This window comes from gamma proteobacterium SS-5 (genome assembly GCA_009497875.2).
In the GTDB taxonomy this organism is placed as follows: Bacteria; Pseudomonadota; Gammaproteobacteria; order Chromatiales; family Chromatiaceae; genus Magnetovirga; species Magnetovirga frankeli.
Window position 1 is genome coordinate 1,271,263 of record CP032508.2, and the last position, 25,335, is coordinate 1,296,597.

Consider the following 25,335-nt stretch of genomic DNA (forward strand, 5'->3'; position numbering starts at 1 on the left):
ATATGAAATGAGTCTGAATGGAGGGTCGTATTTCTAACATGGGTTGGGCAGTGGCTGGAAACATGAAATCACCGGGTTGCGGACTCACTCCTGGGCCCGATCCCGGTACCAGCCAAGTTCGGCAAGGGCGAGGAAGCAGGCGGGGATGAAGAACAGCGACAACAGGGTGGCGCTGAGCAGCCCAAAGGCTAGGCTGGCCACCAGCGGGATCAGCAATTGGGCCTGGGTGCTCTGCTCCAGCAGCAGCGGCAGCAGCCCGGCGATGGTGGTGAGCGAGGTCAGCAGCACGGCGCGAAAACGGTCCCGCGCCGCCTCCAGCGCCGCGTCCAGCATGTTACCCGTGGCGGCGTAGTAGGTCTGGGTGAAACCGACCAGCAGGATGCTGTCGTTGACCACTACGCCCAGCAGGGTGGCCAGGCCCACCAGGCTGGGCATGGAAAGCTCCAGCCCCAATGCCAGGTGCCCCCAGACCACGCCGACCAGCCCGCTGGGCAGGGCCAGGAGCACCGCCAGGGGTTGCAGGTAGCTGCGAAACTGCAACGACAGGACGATAAAGATCCCAATCAGGCCTATGACCAGGTTGGTTATCAGGGAGCCGCCTGTCTCGGCGCTCTCCTTGCCCTGACCGACGAAACCGAACCGTACCCCCGGATAGCGCTGGTTCAGCCTGGGCAACAGCTCGCGCTTGGTCAGCCCCATGAGTTCGCGGGCGTTGATCCGGGTGCTATCTATGCTGCCGCTGAGGGTCAGCGTGCGCAGGCCGTTGACCCGGTGGAGGCGGGCATAGCCCTGGGTTGGCAGGATGCGTGCCACGGCGGAGAGAGGGACCAGTTCACCGCTGCTGCTGCGCACGGGCAATTGCTGGAGATCCTCTATGCCGTGCAGGTCGTCAGCGTGCAGGCGCACCAGCACGTCGTGGGGCTCACCGGCGAGTATCACCTCCAGCGCCGTGGTGCCATGCACCGCGCCGCGCAGCTCGCTGGCCAGGCTGCGCGCATCCAGGCCTAGGCTGGCGGCCTGATCGCGCAGTACCACCCGATACTCGGGCTTGCCTGGGTGTAGGTCAGAACTGACATCCAGCACCCCGTCAAAGCCCGCCAGCCAGTCGCGTAATTCGGTCGCCGCCGCCTCGATCTGCGCCAGCTGGCCCCCCATGACGCGGATGTCGATCGCCTTACCGGCCACGCCACGCTCCTTGTCGGTGAAACGCAGGGCAAGGGCATCGGGCAGCGGGCCGACCGCCTCGCGCCACACCGCCAGCATTGCCGGCACCTCGCCGCTGCGCTCAGCGGCGGGGCGCAGGTCGGCGCTCAGGGTGGCCAGATGGGCACCGCTTTCGCTGACATCGGGGTTGCTGGCGTAGAGCAGCGAGACCTGCCGGACCAGGGGTTCGTCATCGGCCTGGGGAAAGGCCTTGCGCACGGCGTCCAGGCCTGTCTCGATGCGCTGCATCAGGTCCTGGGTACGGGCGAAGTCGCTGCCCTGGGGCAGCAGCAGGCGTGCCTGGATCACATCGCTCTCCAGCACGGGCAGGGCCTGATACTTGAGCTGGCCGGCCGGGATCATGGCGTAGGAGGCCAACGCCAGGGCCAGGATCAGCCCCAGGGTGAGAAAGGGCTGGACCAGGGCGCGTTGCAGCAGGGGGATGAACAGGCCATCGCGCAGGCCGCAGAAGGCGCGGTCGAAACCCCGGTGCGGGGCCGATCGGCGCGCGCCGAGCCCGGCATGACGCAGGTGCGCGGGGAGGATGAGAAAGGCCTCGATCAGGCTCACCGCCAGGGCGATCAGCAGTACCGCCGGGATGTACTTGAGCACCGCCCCCATCTTGCCGGCAAGGAAGGCAAGGGGGCCGACGATCATCAGCGTGGTGAGGAAGGAGGAGAGCACCCCCGGCAGCACCTGACGGCTCCCCTCCAGCGCCCCTTGCAGGGCATCGCCGCTGCGCTGCATACGCGCCGCCACGTTTTCGGCGATGACGATGGCGTCGTCCATCAGCAGGCCTATGGCCACCAGCAGGGCCACCAGGGTCATCATGTTGAGGCTGTAGCCGAACAGCTGCATGAAGAAGAGGGCACCGAGGAAGGAGACCGGCAGTCCCATGGCCACCCAGAAGCTGTAGCGCAGATTAAAAAACAGCCACAGGGTAAGGAAGACCAGCAGCAGCCCTTGCAGGCCGTTGTCGATGAGGATGCGCAGGCGGTCGCGGATATTGCTGGTGACATCCTGACTGATGGTCAGCTCCACCCCGCGTGCTGCCATGGCCTGCTCGCGCTTGAGCAGCTCGCCGATGGCGTCACGCACGCGCAGGGAGTCCTGGGTGTGGTTTTTGCTGATCTCAAGCAGGGCGGCGCGCTTGCCGTTGAACAGGATCTGCTCCTCGGGGTGCTCGAACACACGGCTGATGCGGGCGATCTCCCCCAGCCGCACCAGGCCGCCTGCGGCGTCTGCCCGCACCACCAGGTCACGGAATTCCTGTGGCGTGCGCCTTTCCTGGGTCAGGCGCAGGCTGATCTCGCCCTCGCTGCCGATGAAGCTGCCGGCCGGGTGGTCGAGACTCTGCCGCTCGATGGCGGCGCGCAGTTCGGCCAGGCCCATGCCGTAACGCTGCAACACCTCGCGGCGCGTCTCGATCAGGATCTGCTGGGCGGAGAAACCGCGCAGATCGACCCGGGCGATGCGTCGGTCCGCCTGCAACCGCGCCTTCACCTTGCGCGCGTAATCGGCCAGGTCCTCGACCGACATGGGGCCTGTGATCATGATCCCGGCAACGCTGGCGATACGCTCCAGGATCTCCACCCTGGGCTGCTCGACCAGCTCGGGCAGGCCGGTGATGGCGTCCACCTGGCGCTGGATCTCGGCCTGAAAGGGCTCGATTGGTCGCCCCTCCTCGATCACCGCTGTGGCCAGGGCCAGCCCCTCGCGGGCCATGCAGCGCTGTTCACGCAGGTAGGTGACCCGCTCCAGGGCCTCCTCGATGCGCGGACAGAGGCGCTGCTCCACCTCCGCCGGGCTCGCCCCTGGGTAGGCAAAGCGGATTTCCACCTCGCTCGGCGGGGTGAGCGGAAAGGTATCGCGCTGCAACTTGGGCAGGGCGCTGAGGCCCAACAGCATCAGCGCCAGCATCAACAGATTGGCGGCGGTGGGGTGGCGGACGAAGTAGGCGATCATGCGCCGCCGTCCTTGCCCTGACGCCCGCCTTGAGACTGACCAGCCCCCTGCCGCGTGGCCGCGCCGCCTGCCTCCTGCTGGATGCGTTGCAGTAGCTTGGGGTCGTCCTCGGGATCAAGCAGCATACCCTCCACGGCGGGCATCAGGGGCGATACCACCACCCGCTCGCCCGGCTCCAGGCCGTGCCGCACGGCGATTACCGAGCCCTGCGTCAGGGCCGGTTTGATCGGGCGCATGAGCAGCCGGTTGTCGGCATCGAGCAGATAGACCTGACCCTTGCGCAGGGCCGATTGCGGCAGCAGGATCGGCCGACCCTGACTGGGTCGGCTCAGCTCCACCTCGACAAAGGTGCCGCGCATCAGCGGTGGCCGCTCACCCACCCGCGCCTGGGCATAGGGCTTGTCGATCCGCACCACCACGCCGATGGTCTGGGTCTGCGGATCGACCTCGCCGGCCACCCGCGTGACCTGGGCCGGCCATTCCACCGAGTGGGTCGCGCTGTGCAGACGGACCCTGGCCTGCAAGCGCATGGCCCCAGGGGTGCGTCGCAGGGGCGTTGGCGGCTGTTCGCCCGAGCTTGCCTGGGATTGGCGCAGCAGGGGGCGCAGGGCACCTACCGGAAAGCGTGCCTCCACCTCCGCCACCTCGATGCCGTCGCCGCGCAGCAGGCGCTGGCCCTTGCTGACGTACTGGCTCGGCCCCACCAGCACCTCGGCCAGGCGCAGGTCAAAGGGGGCGCGCAGCTCAGTGCGGGCCAGGTCCAACTCGGCCGCCGCCTGCTGGGTCTCGGCCACGGTGATCTCGGCGCGGGTCAGCTCCTGGCTGTTGCTCAGCCCCTGCACGACCACCTCGCCCTTGAGCCAGGCCCGCTCGGCCTCCTCCAGCTGGGTGGTGGAGAGGGAGCCATCGCGGTTGAGCTGGCGCTTGCGTTCCAGTTCCCGCCGCAGCAGCGCCTGCCCCTGCTGCTCCAGGGCGATCAGGCGCTCGGTGGTGACCAGCTTGACCCGCAGGGCCTGCAGCTGGGCCTTGGCCTGGGCCAGCGCCAGCCGGTAAGGGGCCTGGTCGATGCGCAGCAGCGGGCGGCCCTTGGCCACCAGCTCACCGGCCCTGAGTTCATCGGCAAGCCAGACCAGGGTTCCGGCCACCTCGGCCACCCCATCCCAGCGGTCCAGCGGCTGGCTCCTGCCATAGCCCAGGGCGCGTGGCACCAGGGGCGCAGGGGTAGCCTCGATCACCCTCACCTTGACCGCCCGCTCGGCCTGCTCCAACGGTTGCGGCGGCCGACTGAAACGGGGCAGCAGGAGGACCAGGGCCAAGCCAAGCAACAGCGGCGGCAAGACCCAAAAGGGACGCAGGGATGAGGTGGGCATGGGGCTCCAGGCGCAGGGCGCGGGTGTGTTGAGGGGGATTATGTTAACCCATCAATCCAGGACCAGGGCCAGCGGCCCACCGCTGTCGATGTACGGGTTTCCTGATTACCCATGTATCTCAGCCATGATCTCGGCTTGGCGGGCCGTGCGTGGCCTGGGGTGGGAGGCCGGTCTTGCCGGGCGACCTTGGCGGGTAGCGTTGATCGCGTTGCAAGTAGCCCTGGCAGGTCGCGCAGCAAGCTGCCCTCGCACGACTTCGCCCAGCGAACGGGCTAAGCAGCCAGTGAATGTCTTGAGTTGACGACTTGGCCTTCTATGACGCCCTGGAGGTCAAGGGTAGTGCCGCGCAGGTGCCAGGTGACGAACAATTACGATTGATTGCCCGTGAGTTGGTGGATAAGGTGAAGCAGAACGCCACCATCGACTGGACGGTGAAGGAGAGCGCGCGCTCCATGTTGAAGGTGATCGTGAGAAGGGTATTGCGTAAGTACGGCTACCCGACAGACACGCAGGTGGCCGCCACAGAGACCATCCTGAAGCAGGTGGTGTTGTTGGTGGATAGCTGGACATCGTGATCCGGCCCTGCGGGTGGTAAGCTGGGGATGCAGGGTAACCGGGAAGGCCGCTTGGTTGCGCGACAGGCCCCGTGTTGGCGGTTGGTTCCGCATCAACGCATGCCTCCTCCGCGTCTTTTTTGGTTCCGGTTTCTTGCCTCAGGCCAGGCGGAAATAGACTATGAGATATAAGCAAAAAATGAATTCTGCTACCTCCCTGACCCCTTGGCGGTCCCATTTTAGCGTGAAAGTCGCAAGGCGCTCGTTTGCTCCCTCGACAGCTGTTCCTGACGCTGTTCTACCTCCTGCGTGCCTGCAGTCGCCTCCCCCCGGCAGGGGGTTGGGGAGAGGGTGGCGAGTGTTCCCAGCAAGTCTGGCACTTCCGCTATCGGGCCTACAGGGATGTAGGTCATGTCAAACCGATGACTGGATCATCGCTGGCCCTGGCGGTCGGGAACGATCGGGGCGAGCGGACGTTCATTTTCCGGGCTGGCCGTCTCGCCCCATGATCCTTGGATTGTTCCTGCTGCTGTTCTGCACCGGTCTGGCGGCCCAGCCGCTGCCTGGGCAGCAGGGGCTCAGCTATCGGCCGCAGGGCGATACCGATGCCCGTGGCGTCTATCCCCAGCCGATCCCCACCCAGCAGCGCAGCTGGAGCAGTCAGAACCCGGACGGCCCGACCCCTTATCAGCAAAGCTGGAGTTATGGCTATCCGCCGGGTCGGCCCGGCAGCGCCCCTGGCCCCTTCGGCTACGGCCAGTCGCAGCCGCCCTGGGGTCAGCCCCAGCAACCCGGCTGGCCTGCTGCGGGGGGGCAACCCCAGCTGTCCTGGCCGGGGCAGAAGCCCGCCGTGACCGGCGGCGCTGGCCAGCCTCGGGTGCAGGTGCAACTGCACCAGACCCAGGCCTATGTGCACCAGAACCTGATCCTTGGCCTGGAGATCATCAGCCAGGAAAACCTCAGCACCCTAGCGGTGGACCTGCCCCAGACCCAGGCCCTGGTGCTGCGTGAACTGGGCGAGACCAGTGCCGAGGCGCGCATCCGCAACGGCCGCCGCGAGATCGTCAACCGTCAGTATTATCAGCTGACCCCCATGCAGAGCGGTGATATCGAGCTGCCGCCGCTGCGGGTGAGTGGGCGCGTGGCAGGCGGTACCGAGTACAGCGCCGACTCTGGCCTGCCGATCCGCCTGAGTATCCGCGAGGCCGACCCCAGTGTGCGCCCCTGGCTGCCGCTGACCAACCTGGAACTGGATGCCAGCCTGCTCAACGACGAACAGGTGGCCGAGGGCCAGCCGCTGACCCTGGTGCTGGAGCAGACCGCCGAGGGCATGAGCGGGAATCAGCTGCCCTCTCTGGAGGCCCAGTTGCACAGCCCCCAGCACAGCGTCTATCGGGAAAAGACCGAGACCAGCGGCCGCATCGACAAGCAGGGTCGGCTGATCGGCCGACGCATGGATCGGTTCACCCTGGTGCCCCAGCAGGGCAATCGGCTGCAGATCCCGGCCATCCGCCTGGATTGGTGGAACGCCGAGCGGCAGCGTAAGGAGACCGCCATCATCCCGGCCCGCCTGATCGGTAGCGGGGCCATGTTCCACGACCTGTCGGACAAGTTCAGCGATATCCCCTTCGTCGGCAGCCAGGGCTGGCTGTTCTGGCTGCCGATGATTGTCTTCGCCTTTGTCGCCGGGCTGTACTGGAGCTGGGTCTGGGCGCGCAGCCGCTCCCTTGGCCAGGGTCTGCGCAACTGGCTGGTGCTGGTGCTGCATCCCCTGAGCAGCCGCCTTGAGCCCCTGGCCGCGCGACTCTCGCCGCAACGCCAGATGCATCGCCTGCGCCGCCTGTTCGCCAACCTGCTGCCGCGCTCCTTCCGCCTCTGGTATTGCGTGCGCGCCGCCGATCAGGAGACCGATCCCGACGACTGGGCCCAGGTGCTGCGCTTTCTGCTCAATCGTCGCCTGGGCATCACCGCCCAGCGGCCCATGGCCCAGCTGGCCGAGGAGATCATCCGCCTGCATCGGCCCAAGCGGCCAGAGGAGCTGCGCCAACTGCTGCGCGAGCTGGAGGCCGACCTGTTCAGCGCCCAGGGCCAGGTGAGCGACTTTGCCAACTGGAAGCGCCGCTTCAAGCGTCAGATCCGTCCCAACCCCCTGCGCCTGCTGCGTCTGGGTCAGCCCCGGCAGGGTTGGCAGCTGCCCGCGCTGAATCCCCAGCTGTGACGGGAGGTCCCCATGCTCACTATCTACCGCCTGGACCATGACCGCCTGCTGCGGCTGAAGGCCCATCAGACCACGGAGACCCTGTCCAATCACTGGCTGGAGTTGGTGCGGCCGAGCCGCGAGGAGATGGCCTTTGCCCAGAGCCTGTGCAGCGAGCCCCTGCCCAGCCTGCGCGATATCGAAGAGCTGGAGTCAAGCTCCTTTCACGTCAGCCTGATCGACGGCTTTCAGGTCAACAGCCTGTTCTTCTACCGGCCCGATGGGGTGCCCACCAATCTGAATACCGCCTTTATCCTCAAGGATGGCGGGCTGATCTCCATCAGCAGCCATGAGCTGCCCCACATCCGTCTGCTGCGGCGGCGCAACCGCAACCGCGTCACCCCGCTGCCGGACGCCCTGGCCATACTCATGGCGCTGATGGATATCAAGGTGGATGGCCTGGCCGACGAGATCGAGCAGGCCTACCGCGATCTGGAGGAGATCAGCCGCAAGGTGATGGGACGCCGTCACGCCGATCTGGAGTCGGCCATCGACGGCCTGGCCGAGCAGGAGGACCTGGTGGGTAAGGTGCGCCTGGGCTTGATGGACGTGCAGCGCGACATGCGCTTCATTCTGCGCCAGCCGATGGTGAACAAGAAATACCGCAAGCAGGGCAACGCCGTGCTGGCAGACATCGCCACCATACTGCCGCACAACGATTTTCTCTCTGATAAAGCAGATTTTCTGCTCAACGCCACCCAGGGCTTCATCGACATGGAGCAGAACCGCATCCTGAAGATCTTCTCCGTCACCGCCCTGGTGTTCCTGCCGCCGACCCTGATCGCCGGGATCTACGGCATGAACTTCCAGCACATGCCCGAGCTTGCCTGGCCCTGGGGCTACCCCCTGGCTCTGTTGCTGATGTTCATCGCAGGCTCCGGCCCCTTCATCTACTTCAAGCGCAAGGGCTGGCTGTAGTTCTTGAGCACTGTGTCCGGTGCGGGGTTTTATTCATCCTTGCCCCGGCCGCCGATCTGTTGCGGGGATATGCTGACCGGTTGCGCCGGCAGTTCGACATTGGGCCGGTCGATGCTGAAGCAGCGCTGGCCGTGGACCATGGCGGAGATGTCGCTGTTTTTGCCCCTGAGGTCATGCAGTATCACCGCCAGCAGGTGCAGCAGGATCAGCCAGAACATCACCGAGGCCAGTTCCCGGTGCAGGCTGGGCAGATAGATGCCGAGCAGTACCAGGCGATCGCCCATCAGCCCGCCACTGAGCGCCAGCACCAGGAGCAGCAGATAGATGAGCAGGTAGATGGGCCGCCAGAGGGGGTTCTGGGCATACCAGCGCGGCAGTGGGGCGCGGCCCAGGCTGAGGTAGAAGCGTAGCATGGCGACCATGCCCGGCCATTCGTTGCGCTGCGGCAGCAGGGCCCTGGCCCCCTGCACGGGGTCGCTGGAGATGGCCAGGGCCAGGCGTATGCACAGGGCGAACACCAACAGGGCGGCGCTCAGGTAGTGGTAGTCGATGGCGGTCTCGGTCAGGCTCGGCGCATAACGCATGAGCCAGCCGCTGACCAGCAGCGCCAGGCAGGCCAGGCCGATGAGGGCATGGCTGAAACGCAGCCAGCCATCCCAGATGGGCAGACGTTGGATGGGTTCGGGGGTCATGCTGTAGGGCTCATATTCAGAGAACAGAGGTCAGGGGACAGAGGACAGATGATAGAGGACAGAGGATAGGGTACCCCAAAAACCGCTGATCGGATCGATTTCCACAAACTAAACATCCTATTTTCAGCTGGTTGATCATCAGCCTTCCGTCCTCAGTCCTCTGTCTTCAGTCTTCTGTCCTCAGTCCTCAGTCCTCAGTCCTCAGTCCTCTGCATCGCCCAGCGCATGAAGTTGGGCTGCTGCTGGTAGCCCTTGCTGAGGATGAAGTTCAGCACGGCGCGCAGGCGGAAGAAATAGGCCACCGAGTCCACCCGCATGATCTCCCGGCCCTGTTCGTCGAAGAACAGCAGCGAGGGCGTGTAAAACAGCCCCAGCTGCCGGGACCAGTCGCGGGGGGTGCTGCGCTGGCCGTCCGGGGTGATCAGCGGCTGCTGCGAGCCGATGTCCAGCTGCACGGCATCGAATCGATGGAACAGGGACAGCAGGGCGGGGTCGCGCAGGGTCTGGGCGTGCAGCACATTGCAGGCATGACAGTCGCCGCGCTCGAAGAACACCACCAGCGGGCGCTCGCCGGGGTGGCGGCTGCGGTCCAGCTGGTGCGGCGGCTTGGCGAAGAAGGGCTCCTCGTTCAGCTCGCCGGGCTCGAAGGTGAGGGTGGCATCACCCCGCTCCAGGAAGGCCAGAAAGGGCTCGCGCTGGTAATGACCACCGGCCACGTATTCCAGGGCGGCGCGGAACTTGTAGGGCGGGTAGTAGCCGCGCAGCATCAGCGCCTGACGGCCCTGGGCATCGTAGAAGATCAGCGAGGGGGTGAAGTTGGCATCCTCGCGCAGGGCAAAGTCACGCACGCTGATGGCCTGGCCCTGCAGGTCGGTCAGCTCTTCCGCGCCCCAGATGTTCAGCCCCACCACATCGAAATGCTGCCGGGTGTAGGCGACTATGTCCGCCATCCCCCAGTTGTGCTCCAGCATCATGCGGCAGTAGGGGCAGCGCGGCTGGCCAAAATAGACGATCAGGCCGCTCTTGCCAGCGGCCACGGCCTCCTCCAGGTCCTCGCCCAGGTGCAGAAAGCTGCGTTCGAACCAGCTGGGGTGCTCATGCCCCTCGGGCAGTGGGGCGTCGTTGAACAGGGGCGCGTCATCCGGGTCATCCTCGGCCAGGGCCGGGGCACCCAGGAGCAGGGCGGCGCACAGGCCAAGACCCAGGTGGATCAATAAACGGCGCAGAGGCATGGCTACTCCTTCGGGCGGTTCAGGTGGCGTTGTAACAGCAGCAAGGCAAGCCGGGAGCGGGCCTCGGTGAAGTCGGTGCGCCCCAGCAGCTCGTCGCTGCGGCTCAGGGGCCAGGGTACCACCTCGATGGGCTCGGGTTCATCACCGGGCAGGCGTTGGGGATACAGCCGCCGCGCCAGCACCAGGTGTGTGGTGTGTTGCAGATAGCCCGGCGCCAGGGTGACCGAGTCCAGCGGCTCCAGCCGCTCGGCGGCATAGCCCACCTCCTCCTGCAGCTCGCGGTTGGCCGCCTGTTCGGCGCTCTCGCCCGCCTCGATATGGCCCTTGGGAAAGGCCAGTTCATAGCGTTCCATGGCGGTGGCGTATTCCCGGATCAACAGCAGGGTGTCGGCATCCAGCAGGGGTACCACCAGCACCGCCCCCTGGGGTGAGCCCAGGATGCGCTGATAACGACGGCAAGCGCCGTTGCTGAACTCCAGCTCCAGGGACTGAACACGGAAGATGCCGGTATCGGCGATCAGCTCACGGTGGTGGATCTGGGGCAGGGGGCGGGAGTTTTTGCTCATGCTTGGCGGGCTATCTCTCTGTGTGCTCGGCTCTGGCTCCAGGCTTCGCCCTAGCTCCTCCGTCGGGCCTACAGGGAGGTAGGTCATGCCAAACCGATGACTGGATCATCGGTGGCCATGGAGTCGTCTGTGGCCAAATGCCTTTTTAGCTGGCCGCTGATGGCTGGCGGCTGGCGCTCACCCCGGATTCCGCTACGCTCCATCCGGGCTACATCTCTGACTGCTGCTGGCTGGCCGCTGATGGCTGACCGCTGGTAGCTGGGGCAAAGCCCCGTGTGGAGTCGATGACGTAGATCGGTCGGCCCTTGACCTCGTCGTGGATGCGGGCGATGTATTCGCCGAAGATGCCGATGAAGATCAACTGCACCCCGCCGAAGAAAAGGATGGCGGTCATCATCGAAGGATAACCCGGTACCGGGTCGCCGAACAGCAGGGTGCGCAGCACCAGAAAACCGGCGTAGCTCAGGCCGATCAGCGCGGCGAGCAGGCCCAGGTAGGAGGCCAGCTTCAGCGGCACCGTGCTGAACGAGATGATCCCCTCCAGGGCGTAGTTCCATAGCCGCCAGTAGTTCCACTTGGTCTGGCCGCCGGCGCGCGGGGTGCGCTCGAAGGTGAGGCTGGTGGTGGGAAAGCCGACCCAGGCGAACATGCCCTTCATGAAACGGTGGCTTTCGCGCATGGAGCGCAGCACATCGCAGACGCGGCGCGAGAGCAGGCGAAAGTCCCCGGCGTCGCTGGGGATGGGGGTCTCGGCCAGGGCGTTGATCAGGCGGTAGAACAGACGGGCGGTGATGCGCTTGGCCGGTGGATCGCTGCGCCGGGAGGCGCGCACGGCGTTGACCACGTCAAAGCCCTGCCGCCACAGGTCAATCATTTGCGGGATCAGTTCCGGCGGGTCTTGCAGGTCGGCGTCCATGGGGATGACGGCGTCTCCACAGGCCAGGTCCAGGGCGGCGGTAACGGCCCGCTCCTTGCCGAAATTGCGCGACAGGTTGATCACCTTGATGCGGCCATCCCGTTCATGCCAGCGCCACAACTGCTCCAGGGTATCGTCCTGACTGCCGTCGTTGACACAGATGATCTCCCAGTCCAGACCCAGGCCCTCAAGGATGGGCAAGACCCGCCGGAAGAAGGGGTCGATGACCTCGGCCTCGTTGTACATGGGCACCAGCAGGGAGAGTTTTTCCGTCATGGCTTGGGTCGGGCGAAGACAAAGTGCTTGGATAGGGTGAAATTCCACAGGAAGCCAAGGCCGATGGCAATCGCCTTGGCCCAGGCCATACCAATCACGGGGCCCAGCCAGTGCAGCAACAGGCTGCTGATCAGCAGACCGCCGGCGTTGAACAGCAGAAAGCGGCCATAGGCACCCAGCGAGGGCTGGCTCGCGGCAAAGGTCCAGCGCTGGTTGAGCCAGTAGCTGTTGCTCGCCGCCAGCCAGAAGGCCAGGGTGTTGGCCAACTGGGGCGCAAGCCCCAAGACCCCGTAGAACAGGATAAACAGCGCAAAATCCAGCGCCGTGTTCAGCACCCCCACCAGGCCAAAACGCAAAAACTGACGTTGGGCGGCAATCCTGCTGGGAGGCGAGTCCCGAGTCCCGAGTCCCGAGTCCCGAATCAAGGTACATCCTTGCAGCAGCGGAAGCCCTCTTGATAGAAGGAGTGGCCAGTGTCCTTGCTGATCTCCTTGGTGTGCTCATAGGGCTGGCGCACGCGGCAGTCGTCCGGGTATTTCTGCACCCCGCCCCGGCCCTTGAGTTTGGAACGATCAACGAAGAATGAGCCCTTGCGCTCGGTCAGGCCGGTGACCCTGCCCCGAGCGATATTGCCCTTGTGGCTGGGCAGATTGACCACCTCGGCCAGGTTGCCGTGCAGGTCATAGACCCCCTGCCGACTGACGCATTCGTGCTTGTAACCGGCTGGCCAGCTGTTGGTGCCGCAGGTCTTGTAGGCGGACTTGTGCGGGGCGCAGTTGAGGGACAGGCCGGGGATGGGGCCTGGGGAGATGTTGGCGCGGGCCTCGGGCAGCACATCCGGGTCCTCGCCGCTATACACGGCGCAGAGCACCTGAGAGCGGGTGCGCTCGGCGTATTCAGGCTGGTGCTGGAAGGCCCAGACCTTTTCCCGTGCCTGATTCACCGCGCGGCGGCGGGCCTGGTCATTGCCGATGTCAAAGCGATAGCTGTCGATGGACTGCACGGCACCGGCGCAGGCGCCCTCCCACTCGTGACTGTTGCACAGGCGCTTGCCCATGCTCTGGCAGATCTGATGGGCGGTCTGCGAGGGCACCCAGACCAAAGGGTATTCACAGGGGATGTTGGGGAATTCGAACTGATCCATGCACAGGGCCGGCTTGCCATCGACGCCGGGCACCGGGACCATCCACTTGGCCTGACACAGGGCCTGGTCCTCGGTCGAGGTCTTGATCAGCCCCTGATCCAGTACCCGCTCACGGCACTGGGCGCGGCTGACCGGGTGGTAAGAGTTGTTCGGGCCGATGAAGGCATCGGGGTCTTCCGTGCCTATGTTGCGCGTCAGGCCGTAGCCCTGGGTGAGCAGGCGGCGCAGGCGCTCGGCCTGGGCGCCCTGGATGCCATGTTCCTGGATCACCTTGTCGGCGAACTCAGGACTTTCCTTGGCCACCGCAGGGCTGAGCAGCAACAGGCCAGACAGTGCGGCGATGAGTGTGGTGTTTAGGGTTTTTAGGCTTTTCTGCGGGGGTGCTGTTTGTTTCATGATCGTTGGTTCCTTAACCGGTGAAATGCTGAACAAATTGCCGAAAACTTACTGTGAAACAACCTTGCCATTGCCTATCACCCTACTGAATCATTTTTCACCGCGTCGATAGGATAGGCCCAGTGGGAGCGGGCTTGCCCGCGATTTCTGCGCCCTTCGCGGCCAAGGCCGCTCCTACACCCCTTGGGCTGGCCGGTGGGAGGGGCTTGCCCGCGATTTCTGCCGCTTGTTGATCCCGACTTCGACGGATCAGGGCCTCAATCCTTTTTGAAAATGTAGAAAAAGTCTTTGTAATCGGGCTTGAGCAGATAACGGGGGTTCTTGCCGTAGTCGCCCATGTACTGGTTCATGTTGCGCACCAGAAGCTCCATGTCTATGGCCTTGCCGCCCTCGGTGGGGCGGAACAGGCTGGCGTAGGCCTGACCAGGGCTGTTCAGATCCAGGTGGATGGCCACCTTGCAGCCATAGGCCTGGAAGGTACGCGCCATGGCGCTGGGGGTGGCACCGGAGAAATAGCTATACACCAGATAGCGCTTGTCGCCCTGCTCCAGCAGGCAGGCCGCCCCTCGGGGGGTACGCAGTTTTTTATCCGCCGAGCCGGACCAGTTGCCTGCGCCCCAGTGCTTGACCCAGACGCCAGGGATGCCCTGGCCCGTCTCATCGGGGTGGATCAGGGGCACGCCGTTCTGGCGCAGGTGGCGGATGCGCGGCAGCTTTTCCTCATCGCCCTTTTCCCACACCTTCATATCCACAGTGCCATCCTGATACATGATCAGGGTAACCAGATTCTCCGTGGGCGAGCTGAGCAGTACCCCCTTCTCCATGAAGCCGTAGTGATGGGCCTTGTTGAAGGTGGACATCTTGCCGTAACGAAAGGCGCTGTGGCGCAGCTGGAAACCGGCGGAGAAGGTGCCTATGGTGCGTGCCCACTCGTAGGGCGGCACCTGACCCATGGGGATCAGGGGGTCCAGGCGGTCAAAGCCATCCGGGCCATGGGGGTTGTCCTTCTTGATGCGTATCGCCCGCTCGGACCAGCCCACGCCGGGATGGTCGGTGCCGTGGCCCCAGCCCAGGCTGTATTGATCCAGGTCCACGGCCAGGGAATAGACCAGGGCATTGCGCTCGACCCCATCCAGGGGCTTGACCCTGTCCCTGTGACTCTTTTCTATCTCCTGCGGGACGAGCCCAGGCAGCATCAGGCTGGCATAGACGCCATCGAAGTGCTTCAGCGGATACCACTGGCCGGCCAGCAGGCTGGGGCTGTCTTCGGCCAGCACCAGTTGCAGTTCCCGGGTGGATAGGCTGTGCCCCTCCTGGCCCGCCCTGATCCGTGCCCGCTCAGGCCCGCTCTGCTCCTGTTGCTGACGGGAGGGGGTGGTCTGTTCGGTGTCGTCTGCGATGGTGTAGCGGTCCTGAAAAAAGTGCTCCTTGACCGTGTTGATGAAGCCCTCGCCGACATCCCCGGCAAACCAGCGGATCAGCTCGGCACCCTTTTCGATGGCCGGTTGAAAGCCGTTTTGTTTGATCGTCAGCAGCAGTTGGCCATTGCATACCGGTAGATAGCCGGTGCTGCGCTTGTCGGCCTGTTGCCGGGCCTGGACTATGCCGCTGTCGATGGGACAATCATAATCCTGTTCGTCACGCTCGCCGGTGATCAGAACCTCCGCGGCCCTATTGTCCAGGTCCAGCACCAGGCGGTCGTCCAGGGTGATCAGGTTGTACACCGACTGGCGGCCCTGGCGGTCGGTCAGGGCCAGCAGATACCAACGGTTGACAGCCTGGTTGAGGTTGATCAGGCTGGCCTGGCGATAGGGGCCATCTGTGTAGTCCTGATTGATCTCATGCAGTTGGGCTTGCAGCTTGAACAGGGCGGGGTTGTCGCTCTCGGCCAGGTAGGAGGCGGCCGCCAGCCCAGGCAGCAGGGCGGTCAAGGTGAACAGACAGAGGGCTATCAGGCCGGTACGGCGCGCAGATTTGAGCGGGGGATGTGATTTCATGCTGACGGGTCCGGTTTTTTTGGCGCGGCAGGGAATGGGGTGCCGGGAGCAGGGCCTTCCGCTGGTCGCTGGAGACTAATGGCTGTATCTTCACAGCCGGGCCTATACTAAAAAATGTGAACGGGCATTTCTATCGGATTTTCATGACACGCAGGTTTTTTTATGACAACTTCCCTGATTGATTGGTCGGCAGTGGATTGCGTACTGCTGGATATGGACGGCACCCTGCTGGATCTGCACTTCGACAACCACTTCTGGCTGGAGTTCGTGCCCCAGCGCTATGCCGAGGCCAAGGGGCTGCCGCTGGAGCAGGCCAGGGCGGAACTCATGGCCCGTTACGAGGACGTGCTCGGCACCCTGGAGTGGTATTGCATCGACAGCTGGAGCCAGAAGCTGGGCCTGGATATCGCCCTGTTGAAGGAGGAGGTCAGTCACCTGATCGCGGTGCATCCCCATGTGGTGGACTTCCTTGAGGGCCTGGGGCGGCTGGGCAAGCGCGTACTGCTGGTGACCAATGCCCATCAGAAGGCCTTGCAGCTGAAGATGGAGCGCACCCGGCTGGCCGGGTATTTCGATGCCATCATCTCCTCCCACGATCTGGGCCACGCCAAGGAGGAGCAGGCCTTCTGGCAGCGTCTGCGGCAGGTGGAACCCTTCGACCCGGCACGCACCCTGTTCGTGGATGACAGCCTGCCGGTGCTGCGCTCGGCACGGGAATACGGCATCCGCTGGCTGCTGGCGATCCTGGCACCGGACTCCCGCCTGCCCCAGCGTCAGGTGGAGGAGTTTCCGGCGGTACGAGACTTTGCCGGCTTATTGCCGGAAAAGGTTGAAGGGTAAGGTTTGAAGTTTGAACAGGGGTTGTCTTCGGCAGATTTTTCACCTTCAAACTTTGGCTACCGCCGTGGCGGCCCGCGGCGATTACCGCCGGAACGATTACCGCCGGATCGGCCTCGGGGCGGTGGCCGGTCGGTCTTGATCATGCTTTTCGGATCGACCTTGGCGAGGAGTTCGGGATTGACCGGGTTGACCGGGATCTTGTGCTGCACATAGTCCTCGATCTCGGGCAGGGAGAAGGCGTAGGTCTCGCAGACAAAGCTGATGGCGTCGCCGCTGGCACCGGCGCGGGCGGTGCGGCCGATGCGGTGGACATAATCCTCGCTGTCTTCCGGTAGATCGTAGTTGATCACATGGCTGACCGCCGGGATATGCAGGCCGCGGGCGGCCACGTCGGTGGCCACCAGCACCGCCACCTCGCCGTCCTGGAACTTCTTCAGCAGGGACATGCGCTTTTTCTGTGGCACATCACCCGAAAGTATGGCGGTGGGAAAGCCATTGCCCTCCAAAAAGCCCCAGACCCGGTCGGCCACCCGCTTGGTGTTGACGAAGACTATGGTGCGGCTCATGCCCTTGTGCTGCATCAGGCCCAGCAGCAGGGGGATCTTCTCCTCGTTGGCCACCATGTAGGCGGTCTCCTGGATGCGATCGGCGGTGATGCTGTCGGTCTCGACGATCACGTCCTGAGGGTTGTTCATGTGCTCGTAGGCCAGTTCCTTGACCCGGTAGGAGAGGGTGGCGGAGAACAGCATGCCAAGGCGCTCCTGTGGCGGCGGCATACGCCGCAGCAGGTAGCGGATGTCCTTAATGAAGCCCAGATCGAACATGCGATCGGCCTCGTCCAGCACCAGCACCTCGATGCTCTTGAGGTTGTAGATGTGCTGCTTGAAGAAGTCGATCAGCCTGCCTGGGGTGCCGATGAGGATGTCCAGCCCGGCGGAGACCATCTCGCGCTGACGGTCGTAGTCGGCACCGCCGAACACCACGCCAATGCGCAGGCCGGTGTGGCGGCCGAGCAGTTCGGCGTCCTTGTGGATCTGGAATACCAGCTCCCGGGTGGGGGCAACAATCAGCGCCCGCGGCTGATTGTTGCCCTTGGCCTCGACGCTGAGCAGGCGCTCAAGCAAGGGCAGCATGAAGGCGGCGGTCTTGCCGGTGCCGGTCTGGGCCTGACCGGCCAGGTCCTTGCCCTGCAGGGCCAGGGGTATGGCCAGGGCCTGGATCGGGGTGCAGAGATCGAAGCCGGCGTCGCGCAGGCCGTTATTGATTTCCGTTTTCAGACCGAAGCTGTCGAAATGGACGTTGCTGAGGTGTTGATTGGGTTGTTCATTGTTCATGGGCCGGAAAGCATACAGCAAATTCGGGCCGGGCAATACGGTTGCATTGCAGAGGGGTTTGGGCTGAAATACACCCATCGGGGCGGTCCTGCCCCCAAACGTATTGAATCAGGAGTGAGATTGAAGTGAGCGAACATATAGTTCAGTTGACCGATGCCAGCTTTGAAGACGAAGTGGTCAAGTCCGACATACCCGTGCTGGTGGATTACTGGGCCGAGTGGTGTGGCCCCTGCAAGATGATTGCCCCGGTGCTGGATGAGATCGCCGGTGAATACCAGGGCCGGGTCAAGGTAGCCAAGCTGAACATCGACGACAACCCGCAAACCCCGCCGCGCTTCGGTATCCGTGGCATCCCCACGCTGATGCTGTTCAAGGAGGGCGATGTGGAGGCCACCAAGGTGGGTGCCGTGTCCAAGTCCCAGCTGACCGCCTTCCTCGACGGCAATATCTGACCCGGTTCGGCCCTGAGTCCACTGCCCTTGGGGCGCACGGCGAGGTATAGGCTGGGCTGACACCGCCTGAGCGCCGTCTCGAGCCTGCCGAAGGGCCTGTCGAAGGCGGGGCCGAAGCCGACCCAGGCTGCTTCGCCCCTCGGCCAGGATATTTCTCTATTTGCCCCCTTGTCTGGGTAGGGGGCAGGAATGTCTTGTTGACGGTTTCTTTTTGGTGTTACACTCCGGCTACGGTGTCGGTCCCGGCACCCAAGCTACTTCCAAAACCCATTGCCCCAGATAATGCCATTCCGCGCATCAACCGCCCCTGCGGTGCGCCTGATCCCCTCGTACCATTCAAATAAAAATCATCCTCTATGAACCTGACTGAACTCAAGCAGAAACCCGCTTCACAACTTGTTGATCTGGCCACGGAGATGGGCATAGAGGGCATGGCCCGATCACGCAAACAGGACGTTATCTTCGCCATTCTCAAGGCCCAGGCCAAACGCGGCGAAGACATCTACGGCGATGGCGTGCTGGAGATCCTCGCCGACGGTTTCGGCTTTCTCCGCTCCGCCGACAGCTCCTATCTGGCCGGCCCCGATGACATCTACGTCTCCCCCAGTCAGATCCGCCGCTTCAATCTGCGCACCGGCGACACCATCTCCGGCAAGATTCGACCCCCCAAGGAGGGTGAACGCTACTTTGCCCTGCTCAAGGTGGATGAGATCAACTTCGACCGGCCAGACAACGCCAAGAACAAGATCCTGTTCGAAAATTTCACCCCCCTGTTCGCCAATCAGAAATTTTCCCTGGAGCTGGGTAACGGCAGCACCGAAGACCTCACCGCCCGCACCATCGAACTGTGCGCCCCCATCGGCAAGGGCCAGCGCGGCCTGATCGTCTCGCCGCCCAAGGCGGGCAAGACCATGCTGATGCAGAACGTGGCCCAGTCCATCGCCCACAATCACCCCGAGTGTTATCTGATCGTACTGCTGATCGACGAGCGGCCGGAAGAGGTCACCGAGATGCAGCGCTCGGTACGCGCCGAGGTGGTCGCCTCCACCTTCGATGAGCCCGCCACCCGCCACGTCCAGGTGGCCGAGATGGTGATCGAAAAGGCCAAGCGCCTGGTCGAGCACAAGCGCGACGTGGTCATACTGCTGGACTCCATCACCCGCCTGGCACGGGCCTACAATACGGTGATCCCTTCCTCCGGCAAGGTACTCACCGGGGGCGTGGACGCCAACGCGCTGCACAAGCCCAAACGCTTCTTTGGCGCGGCGCGTAACGTGGAGGAGGGCGGTTCGCTGACCATCATCGCCACCGCATTGGTGGAGACCGGCTCACGCATGGACGATGTGATCTACGAGGAATTCAAGGGCACCGGCAACATGGAGGTGCACCTGGATCGGCGCATCGCCGAAAAGCGCATCTTCCCGGCAATCAACATCAACCGCTCAGGCACCCGCCGCGAGGACCTGCTGATGAAGCCCGATGACCTGCAAAAGATGTGGATCCTGCGCAAGATACTGCACCCGATGGACGAGCTGGCGGCGATGGAATTCCTCTACGATCGGCTGAAAAAGACCAAGACCAACAACGAGTTCTTCGACTCCATGAAGGGCTGAGGGGCGGCCAGCCCTTGCCCCGTCCCCTGTTCATGCCCCTGCCGTGTCTTCCGCCGCTCTGCCCCTGCTGATCGGCCTGCTGGCGCTGGTTGCCTTCTGGCTGGACGCCGCCCGCGCCCGCGAGCTGGCCTCGGCCCTGGCCCAGACCCTGTGCCAGCGTCAGGGGGTACAGTTTCTCGATGGCAGCGCCGCGCTGGAATCCCTCCGTCTGCAACGCACCCCCAAGGGCCTGCGCCTGCGCCGGGTGTTTTCATTCAGTTATTACAGCGAGGAGGCGGGCCGCCGCCAGGGCACGGTCACCCTGGTCGGCGCGCAGATCAAGGCCTTCCGCATTGACGAGCACACCCAGGTAGAGGGTTGAATGCGCAGGCCTTGAAGGGGAGAAGCGCGGGTCTTATGCCTGTCCGTCCTATTCCCCCAGGATGGGCTCCACCAGGGGGCGGGCAAATTCGTACCAGTCCTGCACCGCCTCTCCCCGGCGGATGCGCTCGGCCAGCATCTGTTCCAGCTGCTCGGTCTGCTGGGTGCGCATGGCCCAGCGGCACAGCTGCTTGGGTACGGTCTCGCCAAAGCGGCTGAAGTAGGCCAGGCTCTTCAGGGTGACCACGCCCCCATGCACCCCGGCAAAATGCCCGTACTCTTGATCCAGGCCGCGCTCGGCCAGATGGCTTTGCATGTAGCTTCTCCTTTCACTGGTCAGCGGCCAGCGGTTGGCCGTGGTTGGGCGTTAAACCTAAAAAACAGCTGAACCGCAGATTTCACAGATTTACACCGATTTTTCAGTCACTTTGCTGGATACATCCACTGATCCAGCAGATGGTCTCGTAGATTATTTTACCCTATTAAAACAAACACTTAATCTTCTATAATCGGCGCAATCCGCGGTTCATGGTTAAATCCGACAGGCTCCTAGGCCCGGCTCCTGAAGTGTTCCACCAGCATCAGCGCACCGCCGAGGATGAGGACGCCGAGGGCGACCTTGATCTGGTCGCTCATGCTGTAGGCGAGGATGCTGGCACCCACCACCAGCAGCATGTTGCGTTCGGACCTGGAGCCCATGTTGTAGAGCATCCAGGCGAAGGCCAGGCCGCCGATGAGAAACAGGTTGTCGCTGACGAAGCTGAGTAGTTGGTTCATGATGACCTCCCGGTACACCTGTGTTTACCTGAGTCAAAGCATAGGCGCGTAACGGCGGAAAAACTGTCGCCTGGGTCATGAAGCCGATTTGAACCCCGTCACAGTTTTGCCCATTGCCGGTTGCAGGTCCCGGTTGCTGATCAGTCCCCTGTGCCCGTTTTTGCCACCTCTGTTATCATGCCAGGCCTTCAGACCGAACCACTGCGGCCGCCGCCCGGCGCTGGCGGCCGGTCCCCTTTTTATGCCGCTGTGTGGCGGTGCATCAACCCAAGAGGCCAGACATGAGCGAACAGACCGCCAACAACAAGCAATTTGAACTCCAGCGTATCTATCTCAAGGATGTCTCCTTCGAGACCCCCAACTCGCCGCAGATCTTCCTGCAGGAATGGAAACCGAAGATCGACCTGCAACTGGGTACCGAGGCCAATCGCCTGGACGAAGGCGTGTATGAGGTGGTGCTCAAGGTCACGGTCACCAACAAGGTAGGCGAAAACACCGCCTTTCTCGCCGAGGTGGAGCAGGCCGGTATCTTCATCCTGCGCGGCTTTGCCGATAATGAAATGGCGCAGATGCTGGGCAGCTACTGCCCCAATGTCCTCTTTCCCTATGCACGCGAGGCCGTGTCGGACCTGGTCACCAAGGGCAGCTTCCCGCAATTCCTGCTCGCCCCGGTCAACTTCGATGCCCTGCTGGCGCAGCACATCCAGGAGCAGCAGGCCAAGCAGCAGGGCGAGTCCGATGGCGCACCCACGGCCCCTGAAACCAGCCACTGAGGCGGCCCCTTGAACGGCCCCATTGCGGTATTGGGCGCGGGTTCCTGGGGCACCGCCCTGGCCATGCTGCTGGCGCGCAACGGCCAGCAGGTGCGGCTTTGGGACCACGACCCGGAGCAGGTCGCCAGGCTGCGGCAGGAGGGTGAAAACCGCCGCTTTCTGCCCGGCATCCCCCTGCCCGAGGGGATAACGCCCCAGGCCGATCTGGCCACCGCCCTGGCCGACTGCGCACTGCTGCTGCTGGTGGTGCCCAGCCACGCCTTTGCCGAGGTATTGCAGCAGGTGCGCCCGCATCTGGCTGCGGCAACCCCCCTGGCCTGGGCCAGCAAGGGCCTGCATCCGGGCGATGGCCGCCTGCTCAGCCAGGTGGCGGCGGACAGCCTGCCTGGGCATGACCTGCTGGTGCTGTCCGGCCCCACCTTTGCCGGCGAAGTGGCGCGGCAGCTGCCCACCGCAGTGACCCTGGCCTGTAGCCATGCGGCCCGGGCGCAGCAGGTCGCCGACCTGTTCGGGGCCGACTGCTTTCGCCCCTACACCAGCCTGGATCTGGTCGGCGTACAGATCGGCGGGGCGGTGAAGAATGTCATGGCCATAGGTGCCGGCATTGCCGATGGCCTGGGCTTTGGCGCCAACACCCGCGCCGCCCTGATCACCCGTGGCCTGGCCGAGATCACCCGCCTGGGGGTGGCCCTGGGCGGTCAGGCGGAGACCTTCATGGGCCTGGCGGGACTGGGGGATCTGGTGCTCACCTGCACCGATAATCAGTCACGCAACCGGCGTATGGGCCTGGCCCTGGCGGCGGGGCAGGGCATAGAGCAGGCCCGGGCCGAGATCGCTCAGGAGGTGGAGGGGGTGGGCACCGCCCGCGAGGTCTATCAACTGGCCCAGCGCCTGGGGGTGGACATGCCCATCACCGAGCAGGTCTATCAGGTGCTCTACAGCGGCCTGGCCCCGCGTGAGGCGGTGATCAAGCTGATGGGGCGGCGCCTGAAGAGCGAGGCGGTTTGAGCACAAACCGCCGAGTGAATGGGGTCGCCTGTTTGCAGAGGCGGCCAATAGTGCTATCTTCGCCTTACTGATTTTCTGATCTAAGCCCGTAATGGCCCAAGAAATCTCTCAACAAGCACCGCTGATCCTCATCGTCGATGACGCCGATGCGGTGCGTATGCTGATGAACTACTCCCTGCCCGAGGCCAATCCCCCCTGCCCGGACAGCACCAGCGGCGTGCCCTGGCGACGCCTGCTGCCGGCCGATGCCGACACCCTGGCCCAGATCGATCAGGTACTGCAACGGCGGCAATTGCAGCACCAGGCCGAGCTGGAGCAGGAGGTGGCACGGCGCACCGCCGAGCTGGAACAGAGCCGGATGGAGCTTAACAGCATCTTCGAAAGCCTGCCGGCCATGGTCTGTATCAAGGAGCTGGATGGCCGCTATTGCAGGATCAACCGGCGCTTTGAGGAAGAGACCGGCCTGGACCGGGACCAGGTCATCGGCCGGGATGACCGCCAGCTGTTCGATGCCGAACGGGCCGAGGCCCTGATGCGGCTGGACCGGCAGGCCCTGAACGACCAGCGGCCCATCAGCCGGGAAGAGGTCCTGCCCGGCCCCAACGGCCTGCCCCACAGCCTGCTCTCCACCCGGGTACCCCTGCTGGACGGTCGGCAGCGGCCCTACGCCCTGCTCGGCATCTCCATCGACATCAGCCCCCTCAAGCAATTGCAGCAGCAGCTCTCCCGCGCCGAATCCCTGGCCCATCTGGGCAGCTGGGGCTATGACATCGGCAGCGGCGAGATGAGCTGTTCGGAGGAAACCTACCGCATCTTCGGCCTGGAGCCGGGCAGCAAACCGCGCATCGAGGACATCTGGGCGCGTTTCCAGGGGCAGGACGCCGATCATATGCGCCAGGCCTGGGCCGAGGTATTGCACCAGGGCCGGACCCTGGACCTGGAAAAGGTCATCGAATACCGGGGCGAGCAGCGCTGGCTGCACTGCCAGGCCGAGGTGCTCTACGACGACGCCGGTCAGGCGGTGCAGGTGGAGGGCTCGGTGCAGGACATCACCGGGGTCAAGGACTTTCACGAGGCCCTGCTGGCGGCGCTGGCCGAATCCGAACGCCTGGCGCGCATCCGCAGTGAATTCCTCGCCAACATGAGCCACGAGATCCGTACCCCGCTCAACGGCATCCTCGGTCTGGCCCAGATCGGCCAGCGCGAGGCCGGGGAGGCAAAGAGCCGCCAGCTGTTCGACCAGCTGCTGCAATCGGGCAACCTGCTGCTGGGCATAGTCAACGACATCCTCGACTTCTCCAAGATCGAGGCCGGCAAGCTACAGGTCAACCCCGCGCCCATGCAGCTGGAGCAGGTCATCGACCACCTCAACCTGATTTGCGCCGAGCGGGCCGCCGACAAGGGCCTGGGCCTGAGCATAGAGCGCCAGCCCAGGCAGCTGCCCTGGATCATCGGCGATGCCCTGCGCATCTCTCAGGTGCTGGTCAACCTGGTTGGCAACGCCATCAAGTTCACCGAGACCGGCGCGGTGGCGCTGCGCATCCGCGTCGATCAGGGGCAACTGGAATTCGAGGTGCGCGACACCGGTATAGGCATGAGCCCGGAACAGCTGGAAAGCCTGTTTCGCCCCTTCGAACAGGCCGACGGCTCCATCACCCGCCGTTTCGGCGGCACCGGCCTGGGCCTGAGCATCAGCAAAAGCCTGGTGGAACTCATGCAGGGCCAGATCGAGGTAGAAAGCCAGCTCGGTGTGGGCAGCTGTTTCCGCCTGCGCCTGCCGGTACAACTGACCGAGGCCCCCGCCGCCCAGGCCCACGGCCGGGATCAGGCCAGCGCCGGGCAACGCCTGGCCGGGCTCAACATACTTGCCGCCGAGGACAACGCGGTAAACCGCATGGTGCTGGAAGACATGCTGCGCCTGGAGGGGGCCAGGGTATTCTGCGTGGAGGACGGCCAGCAGGCCCTGGACCTGGTACGGCATGATGGTGGCCAGGGCTGGGACATACTGCTCAGCGACGTACACATGCCGGTGATGGGTGGTTGCGAACTGGCCCAGAGCCTGAGCCAGGAATGCCCCAGGCTGCCGGTGGTCGGGGTCACCGCCCTGGCCATGGAGGACGAGCGCCAGCACTGCCTCAAGGCCGGCATGGTCGATCAGGTCACCAAGCCCCTGGTGCTGGACGATCTGGTGGATACCGTACTGCGTCACGCCCGGCGGCAGCCGAGCCAGAGCGCCGTCCCGGCCACAGGGGCAAGCCCCGCCCCGGCGCAGGGGCCTACCCAAGCGGCAGACCAATCCCCGCCCGATTGCAGCTGGCCGCAGCGGGAATTTATCGACGAACAACAGCTGCTGGAGCGGTACAATGGTCGCCGCGCCTTCATCGACAAGCTGTTCGACTCCCTGCTCAGCTCCCACGGCAACAGCCCGGAGCGGCTGCGTCAGGCCTTGGCCCGCAGCGACTGGGAGCAACTGGCCTTCACCGCCCACAGCCTGGCCGGGGTCCTCGGTGCCCTCTGCGCCCACCGCCTGCGCGCTCAGGCCAAGGCGCTGGAAGAGCAGGCCAGGGCGGGGGTCAGCGCCACGGAACAGGCCATTGAACAGGCCACCGAACAGATCGCCAGCGATGTCGAGCAGATGCTGAACAGGATCACCCACTACCGGGCAAACGCGCCCCAACCAAGAGACTGAGCC

At 64.3% G+C, this 25,335-nt stretch carries 22 protein-coding genes; 10 read left to right on the top strand and 12 right to left on the bottom strand.

What is annotated here, in order from left to right; translation table 11 throughout:
* Nucleotides 1-84: 84 nt before the first annotated feature.
* Both D5125_11080 and D5125_11085 read right to left on the bottom strand, forming a co-directional pair.
* Nucleotides 85-3,168 carry an efflux RND transporter permease subunit gene (locus D5125_11080; GenBank protein QFY89983.1) on the bottom strand — a complete coding sequence of 1,028 codons (3,084 nt, stop codon included), beginning with the start codon at nucleotides 3,166-3,168 and terminating at the stop codon, nucleotides 85-87.
* Nucleotides 3,165-4,538 (bottom strand): efflux RND transporter periplasmic adaptor subunit, encoded by a 1,374-nt coding sequence (locus tag D5125_11085; protein ID QFY89984.1) that lies wholly within the window; start codon nucleotides 4,536-4,538, stop codon nucleotides 3,165-3,167. Before D5125_11085 ends, D5125_11080 begins: the two co-directional genes overlap by 4 nt.
* Before the next feature lie 305 nt (nucleotides 4,539-4,843).
* Between D5125_11085 and D5125_11090 the strand changes: the two genes are divergently transcribed.
* From D5125_11090 to corA, 3 genes are all read left to right on the top strand, one after another.
* Nucleotides 4,844-5,113 carry a DUF3387 domain-containing protein gene (locus D5125_11090; protein ID QFY89985.1) on the top strand — a complete coding sequence of 90 codons (270 nt, stop codon included), beginning with the start codon at nucleotides 4,844-4,846 and terminating at the stop codon, nucleotides 5,111-5,113.
* Nucleotides 5,114-5,597: 484 nt separating this feature from the next.
* On the top strand, nucleotides 5,598-7,310 hold the full coding sequence (locus D5125_11095) for a BatD family protein (protein QFY89986.2): 1,713 nt from the start codon (nucleotides 5,598-5,600) through the stop codon (nucleotides 7,308-7,310).
* A gap of 12 nt (nucleotides 7,311-7,322) precedes the next feature.
* Nucleotides 7,323-8,267 carry a magnesium/cobalt transporter CorA gene (gene corA, locus D5125_11100; GenBank protein QFY89987.1) on the top strand — a complete coding sequence of 315 codons (945 nt, stop codon included), beginning with the start codon at nucleotides 7,323-7,325 and terminating at the stop codon, nucleotides 8,265-8,267.
* A 29-nt stretch (nucleotides 8,268-8,296) separates the two neighbouring features.
* Here the strand turns inward: corA and D5125_11105 are convergent, their stop codons facing one another.
* From D5125_11105 to D5125_11135, 7 genes are all read right to left on the bottom strand, one after another.
* Nucleotides 8,297-8,959: a cytochrome b/b6 domain-containing protein gene (locus D5125_11105; GenBank protein QFY89988.1), complete on the bottom strand. Its 663-nt coding sequence runs from the start codon at nucleotides 8,957-8,959 to the stop codon at nucleotides 8,297-8,299.
* A 194-nt stretch (nucleotides 8,960-9,153) separates the two neighbouring features.
* Entirely contained in the window at nucleotides 9,154-10,191 is a 1,038-nt protein-coding gene (locus D5125_11110) for a thioredoxin fold domain-containing protein (protein ID QFY89989.1), read from the bottom strand.
* A gap of 2 nt (nucleotides 10,192-10,193) precedes the next feature.
* Nucleotides 10,194-10,757 carry an ADP compounds hydrolase NudE gene (nudE, locus tag D5125_11115; GenBank protein ID QFY89990.1) on the bottom strand — a complete coding sequence of 188 codons (564 nt, stop codon included), beginning with the start codon at nucleotides 10,755-10,757 and terminating at the stop codon, nucleotides 10,194-10,196.
* Nucleotides 10,758-10,965: 208 nt separating this feature from the next.
* A complete protein-coding gene (locus D5125_11120; protein QFY89991.1) occupies nucleotides 10,966-11,949 on the bottom strand; it encodes a glycosyltransferase family 2 protein in 984 nt (327 codons plus the stop codon).
* On the bottom strand, nucleotides 11,946-12,374 hold the full coding sequence (locus tag D5125_11125; GenBank protein QFY89992.2) for a GtrA family protein: 429 nt from the start codon (nucleotides 12,372-12,374) through the stop codon (nucleotides 11,946-11,948). The genes D5125_11120 and D5125_11125 overlap by 4 nt, the downstream gene beginning before the upstream one ends.
* The gene (locus D5125_11130) at nucleotides 12,371-13,489 is read right to left on the bottom strand and encodes a hypothetical protein (protein ID QFY89993.1); all 1,119 of its coding nucleotides are present in this window, start codon (nucleotides 13,487-13,489) and stop codon (nucleotides 12,371-12,373) included. Before D5125_11130 ends, D5125_11125 begins: the two co-directional genes overlap by 4 nt.
* 257 nt (nucleotides 13,490-13,746) lie before the next feature.
* A complete protein-coding gene (locus D5125_11135; GenBank protein QFY89994.1) occupies nucleotides 13,747-15,486 on the bottom strand; it encodes a hypothetical protein in 1,740 nt (579 codons plus the stop codon).
* A 162-nt stretch (nucleotides 15,487-15,648) separates the two neighbouring features.
* Here D5125_11135 and yrfG point away from each other — a divergent pair, with 162 nt between their 5' ends.
* The gene (gene yrfG / locus D5125_11140; protein QFY89995.1) at nucleotides 15,649-16,326 is read left to right on the top strand and encodes a GMP/IMP nucleotidase; all 678 of its coding nucleotides are present in this window, start codon (nucleotides 15,649-15,651) and stop codon (nucleotides 16,324-16,326) included.
* Nucleotides 16,327-16,382: 56 nt separating this feature from the next.
* Here the strand turns inward: yrfG and D5125_11145 are convergent, their stop codons facing one another.
* A complete protein-coding gene (locus D5125_11145) occupies nucleotides 16,383-17,660 on the bottom strand; it encodes a DEAD/DEAH box helicase (GenBank protein QFY91134.1) in 1,278 nt (425 codons plus the stop codon).
* 125 nt (nucleotides 17,661-17,785) lie between these two features.
* Between D5125_11145 and trxA the strand changes: the two genes are divergently transcribed.
* The 3 genes from trxA (at nucleotide 17,786) to D5125_11160 (ending at nucleotide 20,086) form a co-directional block, all read left to right on the top strand.
* Entirely contained in the window at nucleotides 17,786-18,112 is a 327-nt protein-coding gene (trxA, locus tag D5125_11150) for a thioredoxin TrxA (GenBank protein ID QFY89996.1), read from the top strand.
* 356 nt (nucleotides 18,113-18,468) lie between these two features.
* On the top strand, nucleotides 18,469-19,725 hold the full coding sequence (rho, locus tag D5125_11155) for a transcription termination factor Rho (protein QFY89997.1): 1,257 nt from the start codon (nucleotides 18,469-18,471) through the stop codon (nucleotides 19,723-19,725).
* Nucleotides 19,726-19,768: 43 nt separating this feature from the next.
* Complete coding sequence (locus D5125_11160; protein QFY89998.1) at nucleotides 19,769-20,086, top strand: DUF3301 domain-containing protein; 318 nt, start codon at nucleotides 19,769-19,771, stop codon at nucleotides 20,084-20,086.
* 48 nt (nucleotides 20,087-20,134) lie between these two features.
* Here the strand turns inward: D5125_11160 and D5125_11165 are convergent, their stop codons facing one another.
* On the bottom strand, nucleotides 20,135-20,401 hold the full coding sequence (locus D5125_11165) for a hypothetical protein (GenBank protein QFY89999.1): 267 nt from the start codon (nucleotides 20,399-20,401) through the stop codon (nucleotides 20,135-20,137).
* Nucleotides 20,402-20,634: 233 nt separating this feature from the next.
* The gene (locus D5125_11170; protein ID QFY90000.2) at nucleotides 20,635-20,862 is read right to left on the bottom strand and encodes a hypothetical protein; all 228 of its coding nucleotides are present in this window, start codon (nucleotides 20,860-20,862) and stop codon (nucleotides 20,635-20,637) included.
* Between the two features lie 281 nt (nucleotides 20,863-21,143).
* Between D5125_11170 and secB the strand changes: the two genes are divergently transcribed.
* The 3 genes from secB to D5125_11185 all read left to right on the top strand — a co-directional run bounded on the left by secB (nucleotide 21,144) and on the right by D5125_11185 (nucleotide 25,332).
* A complete protein-coding gene (gene secB, locus D5125_11175; GenBank protein QFY90001.1) occupies nucleotides 21,144-21,635 on the top strand; it encodes a protein-export chaperone SecB in 492 nt (163 codons plus the stop codon).
* A 9-nt stretch (nucleotides 21,636-21,644) separates the two neighbouring features.
* Entirely contained in the window at nucleotides 21,645-22,643 is a 999-nt protein-coding gene (locus tag D5125_11180; GenBank protein ID QFY90002.1) for an NAD(P)-dependent glycerol-3-phosphate dehydrogenase, read from the top strand.
* Between the two features lie 91 nt (nucleotides 22,644-22,734).
* Nucleotides 22,735-25,332, top strand: a complete 2,598-nt coding sequence (locus D5125_11185) for a PAS domain-containing protein (GenBank protein QFY90003.1) — start codon at nucleotides 22,735-22,737, stop codon at nucleotides 25,330-25,332.
* The last annotated feature ends 3 nt before the right edge of the window (nucleotides 25,333-25,335 follow it).

What these genes read in the sequence shown, in the direction of transcription:
- D5125_11080 (QFY89983.1), bottom strand. Translation starts at nt 3,168, where the DNA reads ATGATCGCCTACTTCGTCCGCCACCCCACCGCCGCCAATCTGTTGATG.
- D5125_11085 (QFY89984.1), bottom strand. Translation starts at nt 4,538, where the DNA reads ATGCCCACCTCATCCCTGCGTCCCTTTTGGGTCTTGCCGCCGCTGTTG.
- D5125_11095 (QFY89986.2), top strand. Translation starts at nt 5,598, where the DNA reads ATGATCCTTGGATTGTTCCTGCTGCTGTTCTGCACCGGTCTGGCGGCC.
- corA (QFY89987.1), top strand. Translation starts at nt 7,323, where the DNA reads ATGCTCACTATCTACCGCCTGGACCATGACCGCCTGCTGCGGCTGAAG.
- D5125_11105 (QFY89988.1), bottom strand. Translation starts at nt 8,959, where the DNA reads ATGACCCCCGAACCCATCCAACGTCTGCCCATCTGGGATGGCTGGCTG.
- D5125_11110 (QFY89989.1), bottom strand. Translation starts at nt 10,191, where the DNA reads ATGCCTCTGCGCCGTTTATTGATCCACCTGGGTCTTGGCCTGTGCGCC.
- nudE (QFY89990.1), bottom strand. Translation starts at nt 10,757, where the DNA reads ATGAGCAAAAACTCCCGCCCCCTGCCCCAGATCCACCACCGTGAGCTG.
- D5125_11120 (QFY89991.1), bottom strand. Translation starts at nt 11,949, where the DNA reads ATGACGGAAAAACTCTCCCTGCTGGTGCCCATGTACAACGAGGCCGAG.
- D5125_11130 (QFY89993.1), bottom strand. Translation starts at nt 13,489, where the DNA reads ATGAAACAAACAGCACCCCCGCAGAAAAGCCTAAAAACCCTAAACACC.
- D5125_11135 (QFY89994.1), bottom strand. Translation starts at nt 15,486, where the DNA reads ATGAAATCACATCCCCCGCTCAAATCTGCGCGCCGTACCGGCCTGATA.
- yrfG (QFY89995.1), top strand. Translation starts at nt 15,649, where the DNA reads ATGACAACTTCCCTGATTGATTGGTCGGCAGTGGATTGCGTACTGCTG.
- D5125_11145 (QFY91134.1), bottom strand. Translation starts at nt 17,660, where the DNA reads ATGAACAATGAACAACCCAATCAACACCTCAGCAACGTCCATTTCGAC.
- rho (QFY89997.1), top strand. Translation starts at nt 18,469, where the DNA reads ATGAACCTGACTGAACTCAAGCAGAAACCCGCTTCACAACTTGTTGAT.
- D5125_11165 (QFY89999.1), bottom strand. Translation starts at nt 20,401, where the DNA reads ATGCAAAGCCATCTGGCCGAGCGCGGCCTGGATCAAGAGTACGGGCAT.
- D5125_11170 (QFY90000.2), bottom strand. Translation starts at nt 20,862, where the DNA reads ATGAACCAACTACTCAGCTTCGTCAGCGACAACCTGTTTCTCATCGGC.
- secB (QFY90001.1), top strand. Translation starts at nt 21,144, where the DNA reads ATGAGCGAACAGACCGCCAACAACAAGCAATTTGAACTCCAGCGTATC.
- D5125_11185 (QFY90003.1), top strand. Translation starts at nt 22,735, where the DNA reads ATGGCCCAAGAAATCTCTCAACAAGCACCGCTGATCCTCATCGTCGAT.